Below are 16049 nucleotides of genomic sequence, written 5' to 3'. Positions count from 1 at the left end.
AACCGTGGCCCTACAGCTCGACCCCCAGCTGCTGGAGATCCTGGCCTGCCCGTGCGACGCGCACGCGGTACTGACCCCGGGTGAGGACCGGCTGACCTGCACGACGTGCGGTCGCGCGTTCCCGGTGACCGACGGGATCCCGGTGCTGCTCCTCGACGAGGCGCTGCCCGGGACCGGGCCGGCGGGGGACGGACGGGACGACGGGTGAACGGGGTGCTCGACGACACGCTGCTGGCCGATCCCGAGGGGCTGGCGGCGCGGGACACCACGGGCGTCCTGCGGGCCGCCGCGACCGCGGGCGCCCAGGTCCGTTCCGCGCTGTACACCGCGGGCCAGGCCGGGCTGGACCGGCTGCGCGGGCACCGTCCGCGCGCGCTGGTGCTGCTGCACCGGCCCGGTGTCTCCGGGGTGGTGGCCGACCTCGTCACGGCCCTGCTCACCGACCGCTGTCCGGTGCCGGTCGTGGCCGCCGAGCGGATGCCGGGCTGGATCGGGCCGCTGGACGTCGTCGTCGCGCACTCCGCGGACCCCACCGACCCGGAGCTGGCCGAGTCGGTCGCCGTCGCGGTGCACCGCGGCGCCGAGGTCGTGCTGTCCGCGCCGGACTCCGGGCCGGTCGCCCAGGCCGGCGCCGGGCGCGCCCGGCTGGTCGAGCCGCGCATTCCGCTGCCGGAGGGGCTCGGGTTCGCCCAGGCGCTGACGGTGGCGCTGGTCGCCGTCGCCGAGCTGGACCTGCTGCCCGGGATGCGGAGCGAGGAGGTCCCGGCCCGGCTCGAGGCGCTGGCCGACGCGCTGGACGCCGAGGCCGAGCGCTGCCAGCCCGCGCACGAGCCGTTCGTGAACCCGGCGAAGGCGCTCGCGCTGCGGCTGGCCGAGCGGACGCCGCTGCTGTGGGGCGTGGACCCGGCCGCCGCCGCGGTGGCCCGGCACGGCGCGCTGGCGCTGGCCACCCACGCCGGTGTCGTCGCGCACGCCGACGGGCTCGCGCAGGCGGGCACCCTGGCCGGTCTGCGCGTCGCCGTCGACCTGTCCGAGCGGGGCGGGGGCGACATCTTCCACGACCCGTTCGACGACCCGGCCCCCGGTGGCGACGCGCCGCCGCCGCGGCTGGTGCTGCTCGGCACGGGGGAGGAGGACCCGCAGTCGGTGAGCCGCCGGGTGCTCGGCCGGGAGTGGCCGAACGCCGATCTGGCGCACCCGGTCGACGAGATCCCGCGCGGCACCCGCGACGCGGCGCTGCTGCGGGCCGGTGTGCTCGCCCTGCGCGCCGACATCGCCGCCGTGTACCTCGGCCTGGCGACCGGCGCCACCCTGATCACCTGACCCCGCGCACCTGACACCGGGAGACCCGTGGAACTGCTGGAGAACCCGATCCGCACCTACGCCTGGGGTTCGCGGACGGTCATCGCCGAGCTGCTCGGCGAGCCCGTCCCGTCACCGCACCCGCAGGCGGAGCTGTGGCTGGGCGCGCACCCGGCCGCCCCGTCGACGGTCGCCGGGGGCACCCGCCCGCTGCACGAGCTCATCGCCGCCGACCCGCTCGCCGCGCTGGGCCCGGGCCGCGACCGCTGGGAGGGACGGCTGCCGTTCCTGTTGAAGGTGCTGGCCGCCGAGGAGCCGCTGAGCCTGCAGGCCCACCCGAGCCTGGAGCAGGCCCGCGAGGGCTGGGAGCGGGAGAACGCCGCGGGGATCGCGGTGGACGCGCCGGACCGCAACTACCGCGACGCCCACCACAAGCCGGAGCTGATCTGCGCGCTGACCGAGTTCGTCGCGCTGGTCGGGTTCCGCGAGCCGGCCCGCACGGTGGAGCTGCTGCGCGCCCTGGACGTCCCCGAGCTCGCCGCCTACACCGAGCTGCTCGCCGGCCAGCCGTGCCCGGACGGGCTGCGCGCGCTGTTCACCACCTGGATCACGCTGCCCCAGTCGGTGCTCGACGGGCTCGTCCCGGCCCTGCAGGACGGTGCGGTCCGGCTGCTGGAGCGCGGCACCGCCCAGGAGTGGACCGGCGAGGCGAAGACCGCGCTCGACCTGTCCGAGCGCTACCCCGACGACGCAGGCGTCCTCGCCGCGCTGCTGCTCAACCGGATCACCCTGGCCCCCGGCGAGGCGCTGTACCTGCCGGCCGGGAACCTGCACGCGTACCTGTCCGGGGCGGGCATCGAGGTGATGGCCAACTCCGACAACGTGCTGCGCGGCGGGCTGACGCCCAAGCACGTCGACGTGCCGGAGCTGCTGCGCGTCCTCGACTTCACCGCCCCGCCGCCGCCGGTCCGCGCCCCGGTCCCCGACCCCGGCGCCGACGGCTGGCACCGCTACGACGTGCCGGTCGAGGAGTTCCTGCTCCGCCGCGCGGTCACCGACGGCCGGGACAAGCTCGACGTCCCCGGCACCGGCGCCCGCATCCTGCTGTGTGTCGACGGTGACGCCGCGGTCGACGCGGGCGGTGTCACCGTCGAGCTGCCCCGCGGTCGGGCGGTGTTCCTCTCCGCGGCCGACAGCGGCGCCGTGCTGACCACCGGTGAGGACGGGGCCACGGTCTTCCTGTCCGGCGACGCGCTGTAGCCCACCGGCGCCGGCGGACCGGGTGCTGGCGCACGTCGTCGGGATCCCGCCGCTGCTGCGCGAGCAGGCGGGCCGGGCCCGCGAGCACCTCGACGCGGCGTTCGCCCTGCTCCGCCACGGCTACGACGGGGCTCAGTAGGTGTCGGGCGCCCGGTGGTGCTCGAAGATCAGCGATGTCCGGGTGCCCGCGACCTCCGCCCAGGCGTTGAGCGTCCCGACCAGGTCACGCAGTGCCACGGTGTCGGCGGTCGCGACCCGGATCATGTAGTCGTCGTCGCCGGCGAGGAAGTACACGTCGCGCACCTCGGGGCGGCGGGACACCCGGGTCACGAACTCGGCGAGCCGGTCGCGGGCGTCGGACTGCAGGCGGACCGAGATCATGGCCTGCAGGGGGTGGCCGGTCGCCGCCGGGTCGACGTCGGCGTGGTAGCCGCGGATCACCCCGCGCTCGCGCAGCGCCCGGATGCGGCCGAGGCACGTCGACGGCGCGATCCCCGCGCCCGCGGCGAGTGAGTTGTTCGGTGTGCGGGCATCCCGCTCCAGCTGGCGCAGCAGGGCCCGGTCGACCCCGTCGAGCCGAACAGGGTTCGACGGTGACGGCCTGATCCGCCGCGGTTCCGAAGAATCATCGCTCATGAGAACCCTCCGAGAATCTTGTTCAGTTCTGTTGGCAGCCTATCGATGTTTCTTCACCATTGACGCAGTTGGCGGGCCGAGTGGAGGAGAGCGACATGCGCGTCGCAGTGCCGAAGGAGACCAAGGACAACGAGTTCCGGGTGGCGCTCACGCCCGCCGGGGTGCACGAGCTCGTCGGGCGGGGGCACGAGGTCGTCGTCGAGCACGACGCCGGCGCCGGGTCCGCGATCTCCGACGCCGACTTCAAGGAGGCCGGGGCGCAGATCGTGTCCGACACCGCCGAGGTGTGGGGCTCGGCCGAGCTGCTGCTCAAGGTGAAGGAGCCGATCTCCTCGGAGTACGGCCACCTGCGCCCGGACCTGACGCTGTTCACCTACCTGCACCTGGCCGCGTCGCGCGCCTGCACCGACGCACTGCTGTCGGCGGGGACGACCTCCATCGCCTACGAGACCGTCACCGACTCCCGTGGCCGGCTGCCGCTGCTCGCCCCGATGAGCGAGGTCGCGGGCCGGCTCGCCCCGCAGGCCGGCGGTTACCACCTCATGCGCTCGGCGGGCGGGCGCGGCATGCTCCTGGGCGGCGTCCCGGGCGCGCCGGGCGCCGACGTCGTCGTGCTCGGTGCCGGGGTCGCGGGGGCGAACGCCATCGCCATCGCCGCCGGCATGCGCGCGAAGCTGACGGTGCTCGACGTCGACGTGGACAAGCTCCGCGTGATCGACGAGCAGTACGCCGGAGCCGTGCGCACCCAGTACTCCACCGCGCTGTCCGTGCGCGAGGCGGTGACCACCGCCGACCTGGTGATCGGGGCGGTCCTGCTGCCCGGGGCCAAGGCGCCCACCCTGGTGTCGAACGAGCTCGTCTCGCAGATGCGGCCCGGCGCCGTCCTCGTCGACATCGCGATCGACCAGGGCGGATGCTTCGAGGACTCGCGGCCCACCACCCACGCCGACCCGACCTACCGGGTGCACGACACCGTCTTCTACTGCGTCGCGAACATGCCCGGTGCGGTGCCGCACACCTCGACCCGCGCCCTCACCAACGCGACGCTGCCCCACGTGCTGCGCCTGGCCGACCAGGGCTGGCGGGCCGCGACCGAGGCCGACCCGCACCTCGCCGCGGGCCTGTCGACCCATCACGGCGTGCTGCTCTCCGAGGAGGTCGCGCAGGCCCACGGACTGGAGCGCGGGACCGTCTGAGGCCGGACGTGTCCTTGCGCAACCGCATCGTGACCTCAAATCCGCGTTGCATGGCGTGACGCAGACCGCATCGCGGACGTAGTTTCACCGCCCATGACGGTCACGAGCCGTGGTGGCGGCATGTTCCGCACCAAGACGGTCGAGCAATCCATCCGGGACACCGACGAACCGGACACCCGGCTGAAGAAGGACCTGGGGACGATCGACCTGATCGTCTTCGGGGTCGCGGTGGTCATCGGCGCCGGCATCTTCACCCTCGCGGCCAGCACGGCCGGCAACATCGCGGGTCCCGCGGTGTCGCTGTCGTTCGTGCTCGCCGCGGTGGCGTGCGGTCTGGCGGCCCTCTGTTACGCGGAGTTCGCCTCCACGGTGCCGGTCGCCGGCAGCGCCTACACCTTCTCCTACGCCACCCTGGGCGAGTTCATCGCCTGGATCATCGGCTGGGACCTGGTCCTGGAGTTCGCGGTCGGCTCGGCCTACGTGTCGAAGGGCTGGTCGGAGTACCTCGCCCAGACCCTCGGCCTGATCGGCATCGAGGTCTCGACCTCGTTCGAGCTGGGGAGCTTCTTCTCCTTCGACTGGGGTGCGCTGCTGCTCGTCGTCGTCCTGGCGTTCCTGCTCTACCGCGGCACGAAGCTGTCCAGCAGGGTCAGCCTGGTGATCACCACGATCAAGGTCGCGATCGTGCTGTTCGTGATCATCCTGGGCGCCTTCTTCATCAACGCGGCGAACTACACCCCGTTCGTCCCGGAGCCCACGCCCGGCACCGTCGAGACCGGCACCGGCATCCAGCAGTCACTGCTGTCGTTCTTCGGTGGCGCCTCGTCGAGCGTGTTCGGGGTCTACGGCGTGTTCGCCGCCGCCGCGATCGTGTTCTTCGCCTTCATCGGCTTCGACGCCGTCGCGACCACCGCGGAGGAGACCAAGAACCCGTCGAAGGCGCTGCCGCGCGGCATCCTCGGCTCGCTCGCCATCGTGACCGTGCTCTACGTCGCGGTCGCGCTGGTGATCACCGGCATGGTGCCCTACACCGACCTGGCCACGAAGCCCGACGGCACCCGCGCCACCCTGGCCACGGCGTTCGCCTCGCTCGGCATCAACTGGGCGGCGACGATCATCGCCGTCGGCGCGCTGCTCGGCCTCACCACGGTCGTCATGGTGCTGATGCTCGGCCAGATCCGCGTCATCTTCGCGATGTCGCGCGACGGGCTGCTGCCGACCGCGCTGGCGAGGACCAACCGCTTCGGCACCCCGGGCCGCGCCACCTGGCTGATCGGCGTCGTCATCGCCCTGGTCGCGACGTTCTTCCCGGCCCAGGACCTCGAGCAGATGGTCAACATCGGCACGCTCTTCGCGTTCGTGCTGGTCTCGATCGGCGTGGTGGTCCTGCGCCGGACCCGGCCGGAGCTGCCCCGCGGCTTCCGCACCCCGCTGGTGCCGCTCGTGCCGATCCTGGCCGTGCTCGCCTGCGTCTGGCTGATGCTGAACCTGTCCGTCGAGACCTGGCTGCGGTTCGTCATCTGGATGGTCATCGGCGTGATCGTGTACTTCGCGTACTCGCGCAAGAACTCGATCCTCGGCCGCCGCGAGCGCGGCGACCTGCCCGCCCAGGCGACGTCCTCCGACTGACACCCCACCCTGCCCGACGACGGCGGTGTCCCCGGGATCGTCCGGGGGCGCCGCCGTTCCCGTTCGGAGACCCGGAACGCCGTCCCCACCCGTGCCGGCCGTCCCCGGCGACGGCCGACGGTGCGGACCGGAGGTCGTGGGACACCGCCGCCGTCGGGGTGTCAGGACGGTCCGGGGTGTCCGTCCCGGGCGTCGTCCCGGTGCTCGGCCGACCGCTGTCGGACGATCGGGCCGTAGTGGCGCCGGACCTGCTCGACGTGGCGGGGGTCCCGCAGGGACAGCCGCTGTCGCTCGGCGGCGTAGTGCTCCAGCTCCGCCCGGAGCGCGTCGAGGCGCACCGGATCCGGGTTCGTGGTGGACCGCTCGGCTTCGAGGTCGGCGACGACGGTGCCGGTGAGGACGTCCAGCAGGTCCGTCGCGGCCGCGACAGCGGCGTCGGCGTCGGCCGACCACCGGCCGCCGGGCAGGTCCGCCGCGATCTCCAGGGGGTCCGGCGGGGCGACCGGGGTGCGCTGCTCGTCGGGTCCGTAGGTCATGTCAGGTCTCCCGTGGGCGACGGGGCACGGGCACGGTGGTCCACGTCCGGCGGGAGGTCAGGTGCCAACCGTCGCAGGTCGGGCAGGCGTAGGAGCGGACCGGGTCGCGGTGCCGGGCGGCGCCCGAGCAGCGGATCCGGGCGAGGGCCAGGTCGGCGGCGATCCGATCACGGAAGCGGCGCTTTCCGCAGGACCTCTCCCGGACGACCGGGGAGCAGAGCGCGCGTTCGGCGGCGAGGGCGAGACGGTGGTGGCGCACGGTTGGCCTCCTGACGGTGGACGTGGCGCAACCGTAAGGGCATTTGTGTGCGCTCGCCACTGTGTTCACAAACTTGATTCGTGATGTTGTGAACGCTACTGTCTCGTTCGTGAGCACCGACACGGACGATCTCGTCACGGCCGCCGCCATCGCGCGCCGGGCCGGAGTGGGCAGAGCTGCCGTGTCCAACTGGCGGAAGCGGTACCCCGACTTCCCCCGCCCCCGGGGCGGGTTGTACTTCTGGCCGGAGGTGTTGCGGTGGTTGCGGGCGACGGGCAAGGCCGACCAGCTCGCCGTCGCCGGGCAGACCGACACCGGCACTCAGCGGCTCGACGGCGTCGTGGCCGGTTCGATCGCGGGGGTCGCCGTCGTCCCCCAGGAACGGGCCGTGGACGGACTCGGTGACCACGAGCTGCTGGCACGGACGATGGCCGCGCTCCTCCCGTTCCCCGACGATCTCGGTGACCCCGGAGCAGGTGGCACCCCTGACTCCGGCGAGCCCCCTGTCGTACTGGACCCGTCGTGTGCCGGCGGGGTGCTGCTCTCGGCCGTCGCGGACCGCTTCGGCGACCATGCCCTGCTGGTAGGCCATGAGGGCGACGAGGCGGTGGCGCGGACGGCGGCCGAGCGGCTCCGCTCCCACCCGCACGCCCCGCCCTATGCGGTCCTGTCCGCCGAGCGCGGTGGCGACGACCGGCTCGCCCCGTACCGGGGCCGGGCTGCCGGTGTCCTCTGTCTGGGACCGGCGCTGACCCGACCCGCTCCACGGCCGACCGACGATCGGGACGACGCGCCGCGGCACGACCTCGGCTGGATCGGCTACGCCCTGTCCCTGCTGCGCCCCCGGGGGACGGCCGTGGTCGCGGTCCCTCCGACGATCGCAGCCCTGGGCTCGGGGCGCGATCTCCGCGCCGAGCTGGTCCGGAGTGGGACGTTGCGGACCGTGGTCGCGCTCCCGGCGACCTTGACCGGTGCGACCGGGTCGATGCTGCACCTCTGGGTCCTGCGTCGGCCCCCGGTCGATGACCGTCCGGTCCGGATGGTTGCGCTCGACCACCTCGCCGAGCCGGCCGATCTGCCGACCGACGACCGCGGGTGGGAGCACCTGATCGCCGATGCGGGCCCGGAGCGGGTCCGAATGGTCCCGCGGCTGGACCTGCTCGATGACGGTGTCGACCTGTCGCCGCGCCGCTACGTCGACGACGTCGGGATCGGACCCGCCGACGAGTTCACCGACATCGTGCGACGACTGCGTGCCGCATTCGTCGGTGTGAGCGACGCGATCCCCGACCCCGTGGGGTCCCCCGGGGGCCGGGAGCGGTCGACGGTCACGATCGCCGAACTCGAACGGGCCGGGGCACTACGCGTTCGCGCGCGGGACACCACCCCGCGGGCCGGGGACGTGCTTCTGCGGGTTCTCGGGCGCCCACCGGTCGTCGCGACCGGCACGGCCGACGACGACCGCGGCGTCGCCCAGGTCGTGGAGATCGCGCCCGGGAAGCTCGACGCGCACTTCCTAGCGCTGTTCCTGCGGGCCGAGGTCGCCGCACTCCCGGTGTCCAACACCCACGGCGCGATCAGCCGCGACGACCTGCGCCGGTGTCGGATCCCCCGGATGCCGTCGGCCGAGCAGCGCCGCTACGGCGCGCACTTCCGCCACGTCGTCGACCTGCAGGCCGCCATGGCCGCACTGGCCGGTCTCGGGCAGGGGGTGCTGGAGCAGACCCTGCACGGCCTGACCGCCGGAGCCCTGCTGCCCGCCGCCATCACCGACCGCGAGACCATCGTCACCGAACCGAGCGAAAGCGAGACCCCGTGACCTCCGGACTCACCTTCACCGATATGCCGGGCGCCATCTGGAAGGTGGCCGATCTGCTGCGTGGTGATTACAAGCGCCACGAGTACGGCGGGGTGATCCTGCCGTTCACGCTGCTGCGCCGCCTCGATGCGCAGTTGGCCCCGACCCGGGCCAAGGTCCGCGAGCGCGACGCGCAGCTCGGGGACATGCGCAACAAGCAGCCGCTGCTGGTGCGGGCGTCCGGGTTGCCGTACTACAACGTCTCGCAGCAGGACTTCACGACGATGTCCGGTGACGCGACCGGGGTCGCGAAGAACGTCCGCGACTACGTCAACGGGTTCTCCGAGAACATCCGGCAGATCCTGGCCGCGTTCGACTTCGACAACAAGATCACCAAGCTTGCCGAGAACAAGCTGCTCTACCAGGTCGTCGCGAAGTTCAACGAGTTCCACGGCCTGGAGAAGCTCGACAGCCACGAGATGGGGTACGTCTTCGAGCACCTCATCCGCAAGTTCGCGGAGGACTCGAACGAGACGGCCGGTGAGCACTTCACCCCGCGCGAGGTCATCAAGCTGATGGTGAACCTGCTGTTCGCCCCGGACGACCGGATCAGCGAGGAGGGCCAGGTGATCAACATCCTGGACCCGGCCTGCGGGACCGGCGGGATGCTGACTGCCGCGGACGAGGCGATCCGCTCGATGAACACGCGCGCCGAGGTCTACCTCTTCGGCCAGGAGGTCAATCCCGAGTCGTGGGCGATCGGGCAGGCCGACATGCTCATGAGCGATCGTCCGGGCCGCATCGACCTGGCGAACACGTTCTCCCAGCCCGCGTTCGCGGACCGGAAGTTCGACTACATGCTGGCGAACCCGCCGTTCGGCGTGGAGTGGAAGAAGGTGAAGGACGACGTCGAGGTCGAGGCCGAGCTCGGCCCCGCCGGCCGCTTCGAGGCGGGCCTGCCCCGGATCAACGACGGCTCGTTCCTGTTCCTGCAGCACATGATCTCGAAGATGGAGCCCGCCGACGGCAAGGGCTCACGGCTCGCGATCGTGTTCAACGGGTCCCCGCTGTTCACCGGCGCCGCCGGTTCCGGGGAGTCGAGAATCCGGCAGTGGATCCTGGAGAGCGACCTGCTCGAAGGCATCGTCGCTTTGCCCGACCAGCTGTTCTACAACACCGGGATCTCCACCTACTTCTGGATCCTGTCCAACCGCAAGCGCCCGGCGCTGAAGGACAAGGTCATCCTGCTCGACGCCCGGGACCAGTGGGTGAAGATGCGCAAGTCTCTGGGGGACAAGCGCAAGGAGATCAGCGCCGACCAGATCAAGCACATCACCGAGCTGTACGACAAGGCCGTCGACGTCGCCGCCGATCCGGAGCACCCCGACCACGCGAAGGTGAAGGTCTTCGGGACCCGTGAGTTCGGGTACCAGCGGATCACCGTGGAGCGGCCGCTACGGCAACGTTTCGAGATCACCGAGGACACGCTCGTCGCGCTGGAGTACGCGAAGCCGCTCGCGAAGTGGGCGGATCGGGACGCGTTCATCGAGGCGCTGCGCGGCCATGTCGGGACGGTGTGGCCGACGAAGAAGGAGGCCGGAGTCGGGCTGCGGGACATCCTCGCCGGGACCCGGGTGCTCTGGCCGAGCACACAGTCGGTTCTCAAGGCGATCTGGGGTGCGGTCGGGGTCTCGGATCCGGAGGGCGAGTACCAGCTCGTCAAGGGGGAACGGGTGCCGGACCCGGAATTGCGGGACTACGAGAACGTGCCGCTTGACGAGGACCCCGACTCGTATCTTCAGCGAGAAGTCATGCCGTTCGCGCCGGACGCATGGTTTGACCGGGGCAATACTAAGGTCGGGTACGAGATTCCGGTCTTGCAAAGTTTTCACGTCTACACCCCACCTAGGCCGCTCGCGGAGATCGATGCGGAGCTCGTGGGCATCGAAGCTCGGATCCGCGAACTTCTCTCTGCGGTTGTTCGGTGATCGGCCATTCCATGATCACCTCAGTGAGTTGGCCGGTGGGCTGGCGGAGCGTTCCGCTCTGGTCACTGTTCGATCGCGTGAAGGATGTCAATCACCCAGCGGAGCAGATGCTCAGCGTCTATCGGGACTACGGAGTCGTAGTCAAGGATTCTCGTTCGGATAACCTGAACAAGACCGCCGAAGATCGGAGCATCTACCAGCTCGTTGATGATTCGTGGCTTGTTTTTAATCGAATGAAGGCATGGCAAGGTTCTGTGGGAGTATCCCCTTTTCGGGGAATCGTTTCTGGGCATTATGTTTGTTTTCGGCCGAAGCATCATGAGAGCTCAAGATTCTTGAACTGGCTTTTGCGGTCAGACGTATACCGATACGAGTATGCTCGCCGATCGCGGGGTGTTCGGCCGGGTCAGTTGGAGATCGATAACGACGAACTCCGAAGACTTCCGATCGTTCTGCCGCCGCTCGACGAGCAGAATTCTATCGCGAACTTCCTGGACCGTCACTGTGCTGAGATAGACTCCTTTCTGCGGATGCGAGAGGCGCAACTGAGCACTCTCGCTGAACTTGAAGCGGCTGAGATAGTCGAATCCGTCCGTGGCTTGGATCTTGATGTCGGCATGCGCCCGAGTGGTCTCGCCTGGCTCGGCGATGTCGCAGCAGAAACTCGAATTGCAGCAGTTTCTTACGAGTACGATGTTGCATTAGGGAAGATGCTTAACTCAGCTCGGACTCAGGGTCGACACCTTCGTCAGTATCTTCGAAACACGAATGTCCAATGGGATCGCATAGATACCACCGACCTTCTGCTGATGGACTTTCCTCCACCGGAGCGTCGTAGATATCGGGTACTACCGGGTGATCTTCTGGTATGTGAGGGTGGTGAACCGGGGCGAGCAGCGATTTGGGGCGACAGTCCGACTGAGATGTACTACCAGAAGGCTCTACACCGTGTGCGCTCGCGAGGTGGGAGTCGGGAGAGGTGGCTATACTACTGCCTGAAGGCGGCCAGCTACATGAATGTTTTTGCGGGACAGGGGAATCTCACCACAATTGCGCATCTCACTGGCGAGCAGCTCAAATCTCAACGATTCCCCTTTCCGGATCCGGTCATGCAGGATCGAATTATTGCGAAACTTGATGCGCGGAGTCGAGATCGGACAGTTCTCAGGGAGGCCGTTGAACGCCAGATTCGTCTGATCGGGGAGCGGCGTCAGGCTATGATCTCGGCTGCCGTCACCGGCCGGCTCGACGTCGCGACTTCCCGAGGTGTCGATCTATGAACCCCGGAGCCCACACCGAGCTGGCGTTCGAGAACGCCGTCGAGCACGAGCTGACCACCCACTCCGGCTGGGTGCGGGCGTCGAAGGGCTTCTACCGCCCCGACCTCGGCCTGGACACCGGCGCGTTGTTCGAGTTCATCGCCTCCACGCAGATCAAGCCCTGGAATCGGCTCGTCGAGCTGCACGGCGGCGACCAGAACACCACACAGCGCAAGTTCGCCGAGCGCGTCGCGATGGAGATCGATTCCCGCGGAACGCTCGACGTGCTCCGCCAGGGCGTGAAGGACCGCGGTGTCCAGATCGAGCTGTGCTTCTTCCGCCCCGGTCACACCATCGCGAAGGACGCCCTGGCCGAGTACGAGGCGAACGTCCTGACCGTCGCCCGGCAGGTGCACTTCAGCACGAAGCAGGCGACGCTGTCGGTCGACGTCGTGTTGTTGGTCAACGGCCTGCCCACCGCGACGATCGAGCTGAAGAACCCCAACACCGGCCAGGGCATCGAGCACGCGAAGGCCCAGTACCGTGATCGCGACCCGCGCGAACTGCTGTTCGCCAAGCGTGCGTTCGTCCACTTCGCCGTCGACCCCGATCAGGCCGCGGTTGCGACCCGGCTCGCCGGCGGGAGCACCCGGTTCCTGCCGTTCAACATCGGCACGAACGGGCCCGGGGTCAGCGGCTCGGCGGGCAACCCGCGGCCGCCGGCGGGGGAGTACGCCGTCGCCTATCTGTGGCGCGAGATCTGGCAGCGCGACAATTGGCTGGAGATCATCCAGAGGTTCGTGCACGTACAGGGCGCCGACTCGACCGGGAAGCGGCTCAACCCGCACACCGCGGACCGGATCTTCCCGCGCTACCACCAGTGGCACGCCGTCACCACGATGATCGACCACGCCCGCGCCCACGGCGCCGGGAACAACTACCTGGTCCAGCACTCGGCGGGCTCGGGGAAGTCGAACACCATCGCCTGGCTCGCGCACCGGCTGTCGAACCTGCACGGCGCCGACAACCGGCCGGTGTTCGACAAGACCGTCGTCATTACCGACCGGGTCGTGCTCGACCGGCAGCTGCAGCGCACGATCTACCAGTTCGACCATGTCCCCGGCGTCGTACGCAAGATCGACGACGACACGACCCAGCTCGCCGAGGCGCTCACCGACTCGTCGTCGAAGATCGTCATCTCGACGCTGCAGAAGTATCCGTTCGTCCTGCAGAAGCTCGCCGACGGCAACCTCGGCGACCGTCGTTTCGCCGTCATCATCGACGAGGCGCACACCTCCCAGAGCGGTGACGCCGCCACCCGGCTGAAGCAGGCGCTCGGCTCCAACGCCACCGCCGAAGACGGCGAGGACCCGGTGGCCGCGCTGGCCCGGGCGCGGGGGAAGCAGCCGAATCTGTCGTACTTCGCCTTCACCGCCACCCCGAAGTCGCCGACGCTGAAGACGTTCGGGACGTGGAACGAGCGCGGGATCGACCCCGTCTCCGGTGAGCCCGGTGTCTACGAGCCGTTCCACGTGTACTCGATGCGCCAGGCCATCGAGGAGGGCTACATCCTCGACGTCCTCGCCAACTACCTCACCTACGAGACCAAGTGGCGGCTGCGCAACGCCGCCGTCGAACAGCAGTCCGGAACGTCCAATCCCGATGTCGACGAGCGCAAGGCCAAGGCCGCGCTGGTCAAGCTCGCCGAGCAGCACCCCACCGCGGTGAAGCAGAAGGCGAAGCTGATCGTCGAGGACTTCCTGGAGTCCGTCGCGCCGCGCCTCGGCGGCCGCGCCAAGGCGATGGTGGTGACCGGCAGCCGTCAGGAGGCGCTGTCGCTCTACCAGGCGATCATCCACTTCGTGCAGGACGTCGCCGACCGCCCGGACATCGGTGTGCTCGTCGCGTTCTCCGGGAAGCTGACCGACGCCGACTCCGAACTGGAGTACACCGAGGCCCAGCTCAACGGGTTCCCGGAGGCCCGACTGCCCGAGCGGTTCGCCTACACCCGGGCCGACGACCCGAACGCCGCCGCACGCGGCCAGGAGGAGTACCGGCTGCTCGTCGTCGCCGACAAGTACCAGACGGGCTTCGACCAGCCGCTGCTCTGCGGCATGTACGTCGACAAGCTGCTCACCGGTGTCGCCGCGGTACAGACGCTGTCCCGGCTCAACCGCACCCACCCGCTCAAGACCCAGGACGACGTCCGCATCCTCGACTTTGCCAACTCCGCCGACGCGATAAGTGAGTCGTTCGCGCCCTGGTTCGAGCGGACGTTGACCACCGAGGGCGACCCCAACCTGCTCTACGACAAGCAGCGCGAGGTGATGGACTTCGGGCTGCTCGACGTCACCGAGATGGAGAACCTGGTCCGGGTGCTCGCCGACGCCCCACCCGGGCGGCAGGCGCCGGCGGCGGAGAAGAAGCTCCACGCGAAGCTGCACGGGTACCTCGTCCCGGCGCTCGACCGGTTCGCTGCGCTCGACACCGACGAGCAGGAGCTGTTCCGCAAGGCCCTCCAGGGCTACGTCAACGCCTACAGCGTGCTCGCCCAGGTCATCGACTGGGGCGACCCCGACCTCGAACGGCTCTACCAGTACGGCCGGCTGCTCCTGCTGCGCCTGCCCGGGCGGCCTGTGGTGACCGTCGACATCGGCGACTCCGACCTGACCCACTTCCGGCTGGAGTTCACCGGCGCCCACAACGTGTCCCTGTCCGACGGCGGCGACCACACCGTGCGCGGACATGCCGCCGACGGGGCCACCGCACGGGAGCCGGAGATGGTGCCGCTCGCTGAGGTCATCGCCGAGTTGAACGACCGCTTCGGGCTCGGACTCGGTACGTCCGACCAGGTGCTCGTCTACCAGCAGGTCCTCGGCCTCGTCGCCGACACCGGGATGCAACAGATTGCCTTGATGAACGACGAGGAGCGTTTCGGTCAGGTCGCCGACGACCGGCTCGACGACATCGTCGCCGAGAACGCCGAGCGCAACACCGACTTCATGAAGCTCTACTTCGACAACGACCAGTTCTCCAAGGCCATCAAGGAGGCGGCCCGCAAGCGCGCCTACCGGATCATCCGGGAGCCGGCGCGTGACGAGGCGATGGCCGCGCTGCGGGCGGAGATGGAACGGGAGACCGGCGGATGATCGAGCCGGGCGGGGAGATCGTCGTCTACCGCAGTGACGACGGCCGATCGCACGTTCAGCTGCGGGCGGTGGATGGCACGATCTGGCTTACTCAGGCTGAGATCGCCGAGCTTTACGACACCTCGGTCTCGAACATCGCTCACATCATGCGGAGGGTGCTCGACGACGGTGAGGTGACCCAGGCAACTATTGACTCACAGTCAATGGTTCGCGCCGAAGGTGCTCGCCAGGTGCGTCGGGATGTGAAGGTCTACAACCTCGACATGGTGCTCGCCGTCGGATACCGGGCGACCAGTTCCCGCGCCGTGCAGTTCCGTCAGTGGGCGACCACGACCCTGCGTGAGTACCTGGTCAAGGGGTTCGTCCTCGATACCCCCCGACTGAAGAACCCCAGCGGGTTCGACCACTTCGACGAGCTGCTCGAACGGATCCGGGAGATCCGGGCGTCGGAGAAGCGCTTCTACCAGAAGGTGTGCGACGTGTTCGCCGCCACCAGCGCGGACTACGACAAGGACACCGACACCGCCCGCGTCTTCTTCGCGACCATCCAGAACAAGCTGATCTACGCGGTCACCGGGCGGACCGCAGGTGAGCTGGTCCTACAACGCTGCGATCCCGCTGCCGTCAACCTGGGGCTCACGACCTGGTCCGGTGCACGGGTCAGGAAGAAGGACGTCGACACCGCGAAGAACTACCTGACCGAGTCCGAGGTCACCCATCTCAACCGGCTCACGACGATGTTCCTCGACTTCGCCGAGAACCGCGCCGAGATGCGGAAGCAGACGCTCATGCAGGACTGGGTCACCCAGGCCGACCGGTTCCTCGTGTTCAACGAGCAGACGGTGCTCCGCGGCAGCGGAACCGTGTCCACCGAGCAGGCGAAGGCGGTCAGCGCCGAGCGCTACGGCGAGTTCGACACCCGACGGCGAGCACAGGAGTCCCGCCGTTCGACCGAACAGGAGATCGACGATCTCCGGGCGTTGACGGAGATCGAACGGGGGCGGGACGATCCCGACCATGCGTGACGGTCTCGCGGA

13 protein-coding genes are annotated in these 16049 nt (G+C 69.5%); 10 read left to right on the top strand and 3 right to left on the bottom strand.

Going from position 1 to position 16049, the window contains the following annotated elements; all coding sequences use genetic code 11:
* Positions 1-4 precede the first annotated feature (4 nt).
* The 3 genes from ZF1_RS22515 to manA are packed head-to-tail and all read left to right on the top strand — an operon-like array spanning position 5 to position 2562.
* Positions 5-208: a Trm112 family protein gene (locus ZF1_RS22515; RefSeq protein WP_073576344.1), complete on the top strand. Its 204-nt coding sequence runs from the start codon at positions 5-7 to the stop codon at positions 206-208.
* The gene (locus ZF1_RS22510; protein WP_139282868.1) at positions 205-1323 is read left to right on the top strand and encodes an SIS domain-containing protein; all 1119 of its coding nucleotides are present in this window, start codon (positions 205-207) and stop codon (positions 1321-1323) included. Before ZF1_RS22515 ends, ZF1_RS22510 begins: the two co-directional genes overlap by 4 nt.
* A 27-nt stretch (positions 1324-1350) precedes the next feature.
* Complete coding sequence (gene manA, locus ZF1_RS22505; RefSeq protein WP_208821688.1) at positions 1351-2562, top strand: mannose-6-phosphate isomerase, class I; 1212 nt, start codon at positions 1351-1353, stop codon at positions 2560-2562.
* 132 nt (positions 2563-2694) lie between these two features.
* Here manA and ZF1_RS22500 read toward each other — a convergent pair whose 3' ends face one another.
* A complete protein-coding gene (locus ZF1_RS22500; RefSeq protein ID WP_251784298.1) occupies positions 2695-3198 on the bottom strand; it encodes an Lrp/AsnC family transcriptional regulator in 504 nt (167 codons plus the stop codon).
* Positions 3199-3293: 95 nt separating this feature from the next.
* On the opposite strand from ZF1_RS22500, the gene ald reads away from it, so the two are divergent.
* Together ald and ZF1_RS22490 are read left to right on the top strand one after the other, a co-directional pair.
* On the top strand, positions 3294-4394 hold the full coding sequence (ald, locus tag ZF1_RS22495; RefSeq protein WP_482638287.1) for an alanine dehydrogenase: 1101 nt from the start codon (positions 3294-3296) through the stop codon (positions 4392-4394).
* Positions 4395-4487: 93 nt separating this feature from the next.
* Positions 4488-6023 (top strand): amino acid permease, encoded by a 1536-nt coding sequence (locus tag ZF1_RS22490; RefSeq protein WP_482638286.1) that lies wholly within the window; start codon positions 4488-4490, stop codon positions 6021-6023.
* Positions 6024-6184: 161 nt separating this feature from the next.
* On the opposite strand, the gene ZF1_RS22485 is transcribed toward ZF1_RS22490, so the two are convergent.
* Together ZF1_RS22485 and ZF1_RS22480 are read right to left on the bottom strand one after the other, a co-directional pair.
* A complete protein-coding gene (locus ZF1_RS22485) occupies positions 6185-6559 on the bottom strand; it encodes a hypothetical protein (protein ID WP_476652558.1) in 375 nt (124 codons plus the stop codon).
* Position 6560: 1 nt separating this feature from the next.
* The gene (locus tag ZF1_RS22480; protein WP_476652557.1) at positions 6561-6818 is read right to left on the bottom strand and encodes a hypothetical protein; all 258 of its coding nucleotides are present in this window, start codon (positions 6816-6818) and stop codon (positions 6561-6563) included.
* Between the two features lie 109 nt (positions 6819-6927).
* Between ZF1_RS22480 and ZF1_RS22475 the strand changes: the two genes are divergently transcribed.
* The 5 genes from ZF1_RS22475 to rhuM are packed head-to-tail and all read left to right on the top strand — an operon-like array spanning position 6928 to position 16037.
* On the top strand, positions 6928-8637 hold the full coding sequence (locus ZF1_RS22475) for a hypothetical protein (RefSeq protein ID WP_482638285.1): 1710 nt from the start codon (positions 6928-6930) through the stop codon (positions 8635-8637).
* Positions 8634-10604: a type I restriction-modification system subunit M gene (locus tag ZF1_RS22470; RefSeq protein WP_482638284.1), complete on the top strand. Its 1971-nt coding sequence runs from the start codon at positions 8634-8636 to the stop codon at positions 10602-10604. Before ZF1_RS22475 ends, ZF1_RS22470 begins: the two co-directional genes overlap by 4 nt.
* Complete coding sequence (locus ZF1_RS22465; protein WP_482638283.1) at positions 10601-11884, top strand: restriction endonuclease subunit S; 1284 nt, start codon at positions 10601-10603, stop codon at positions 11882-11884. Before ZF1_RS22470 ends, ZF1_RS22465 begins: the two co-directional genes overlap by 4 nt.
* A complete protein-coding gene (locus tag ZF1_RS22460; RefSeq protein ID WP_482638282.1) occupies positions 11881-15012 on the top strand; it encodes a type I restriction endonuclease subunit R in 3132 nt (1043 codons plus the stop codon). Before ZF1_RS22465 ends, ZF1_RS22460 begins: the two co-directional genes overlap by 4 nt.
* On the top strand, positions 15009-16037 hold the full coding sequence (gene rhuM, locus ZF1_RS22455; protein ID WP_482638281.1) for a RhuM family protein: 1029 nt from the start codon (positions 15009-15011) through the stop codon (positions 16035-16037). Before ZF1_RS22460 ends, rhuM begins: the two co-directional genes overlap by 4 nt.
* The last annotated feature ends 12 nt before the right edge of the window (positions 16038-16049 follow it).

Source organism: Pseudonocardia sp. ZF1 (assembly GCF_056835605.1).
Note: the sequence above shows the minus strand (reverse complement) of the source record. Positions and strands in the feature narration are given on the sequence as shown.

What these genes read in the sequence shown, in the direction of transcription:
- ZF1_RS22500 (WP_251784298.1), bottom strand. Translation starts at nt 3,198, where the DNA reads ATGAGCGATGATTCTTCGGAACCGCGGCGGATCAGGCCGTCACCGTCG.
- ald (WP_482638287.1), top strand. Translation starts at nt 3,294, where the DNA reads ATGCGCGTCGCAGTGCCGAAGGAGACCAAGGACAACGAGTTCCGGGTG.
- ZF1_RS22490 (WP_482638286.1), top strand. Translation starts at nt 4,488, where the DNA reads ATGACGGTCACGAGCCGTGGTGGCGGCATGTTCCGCACCAAGACGGTC.
- ZF1_RS22485 (WP_476652558.1), bottom strand. Translation starts at nt 6,559, where the DNA reads ATGACCTACGGACCCGACGAGCAGCGCACCCCGGTCGCCCCGCCGGAC.
- ZF1_RS22460 (WP_482638282.1), top strand. Translation starts at nt 11,881, where the DNA reads ATGAACCCCGGAGCCCACACCGAGCTGGCGTTCGAGAACGCCGTCGAG.
- rhuM (WP_482638281.1), top strand. Translation starts at nt 15,009, where the DNA reads ATGATCGAGCCGGGCGGGGAGATCGTCGTCTACCGCAGTGACGACGGC.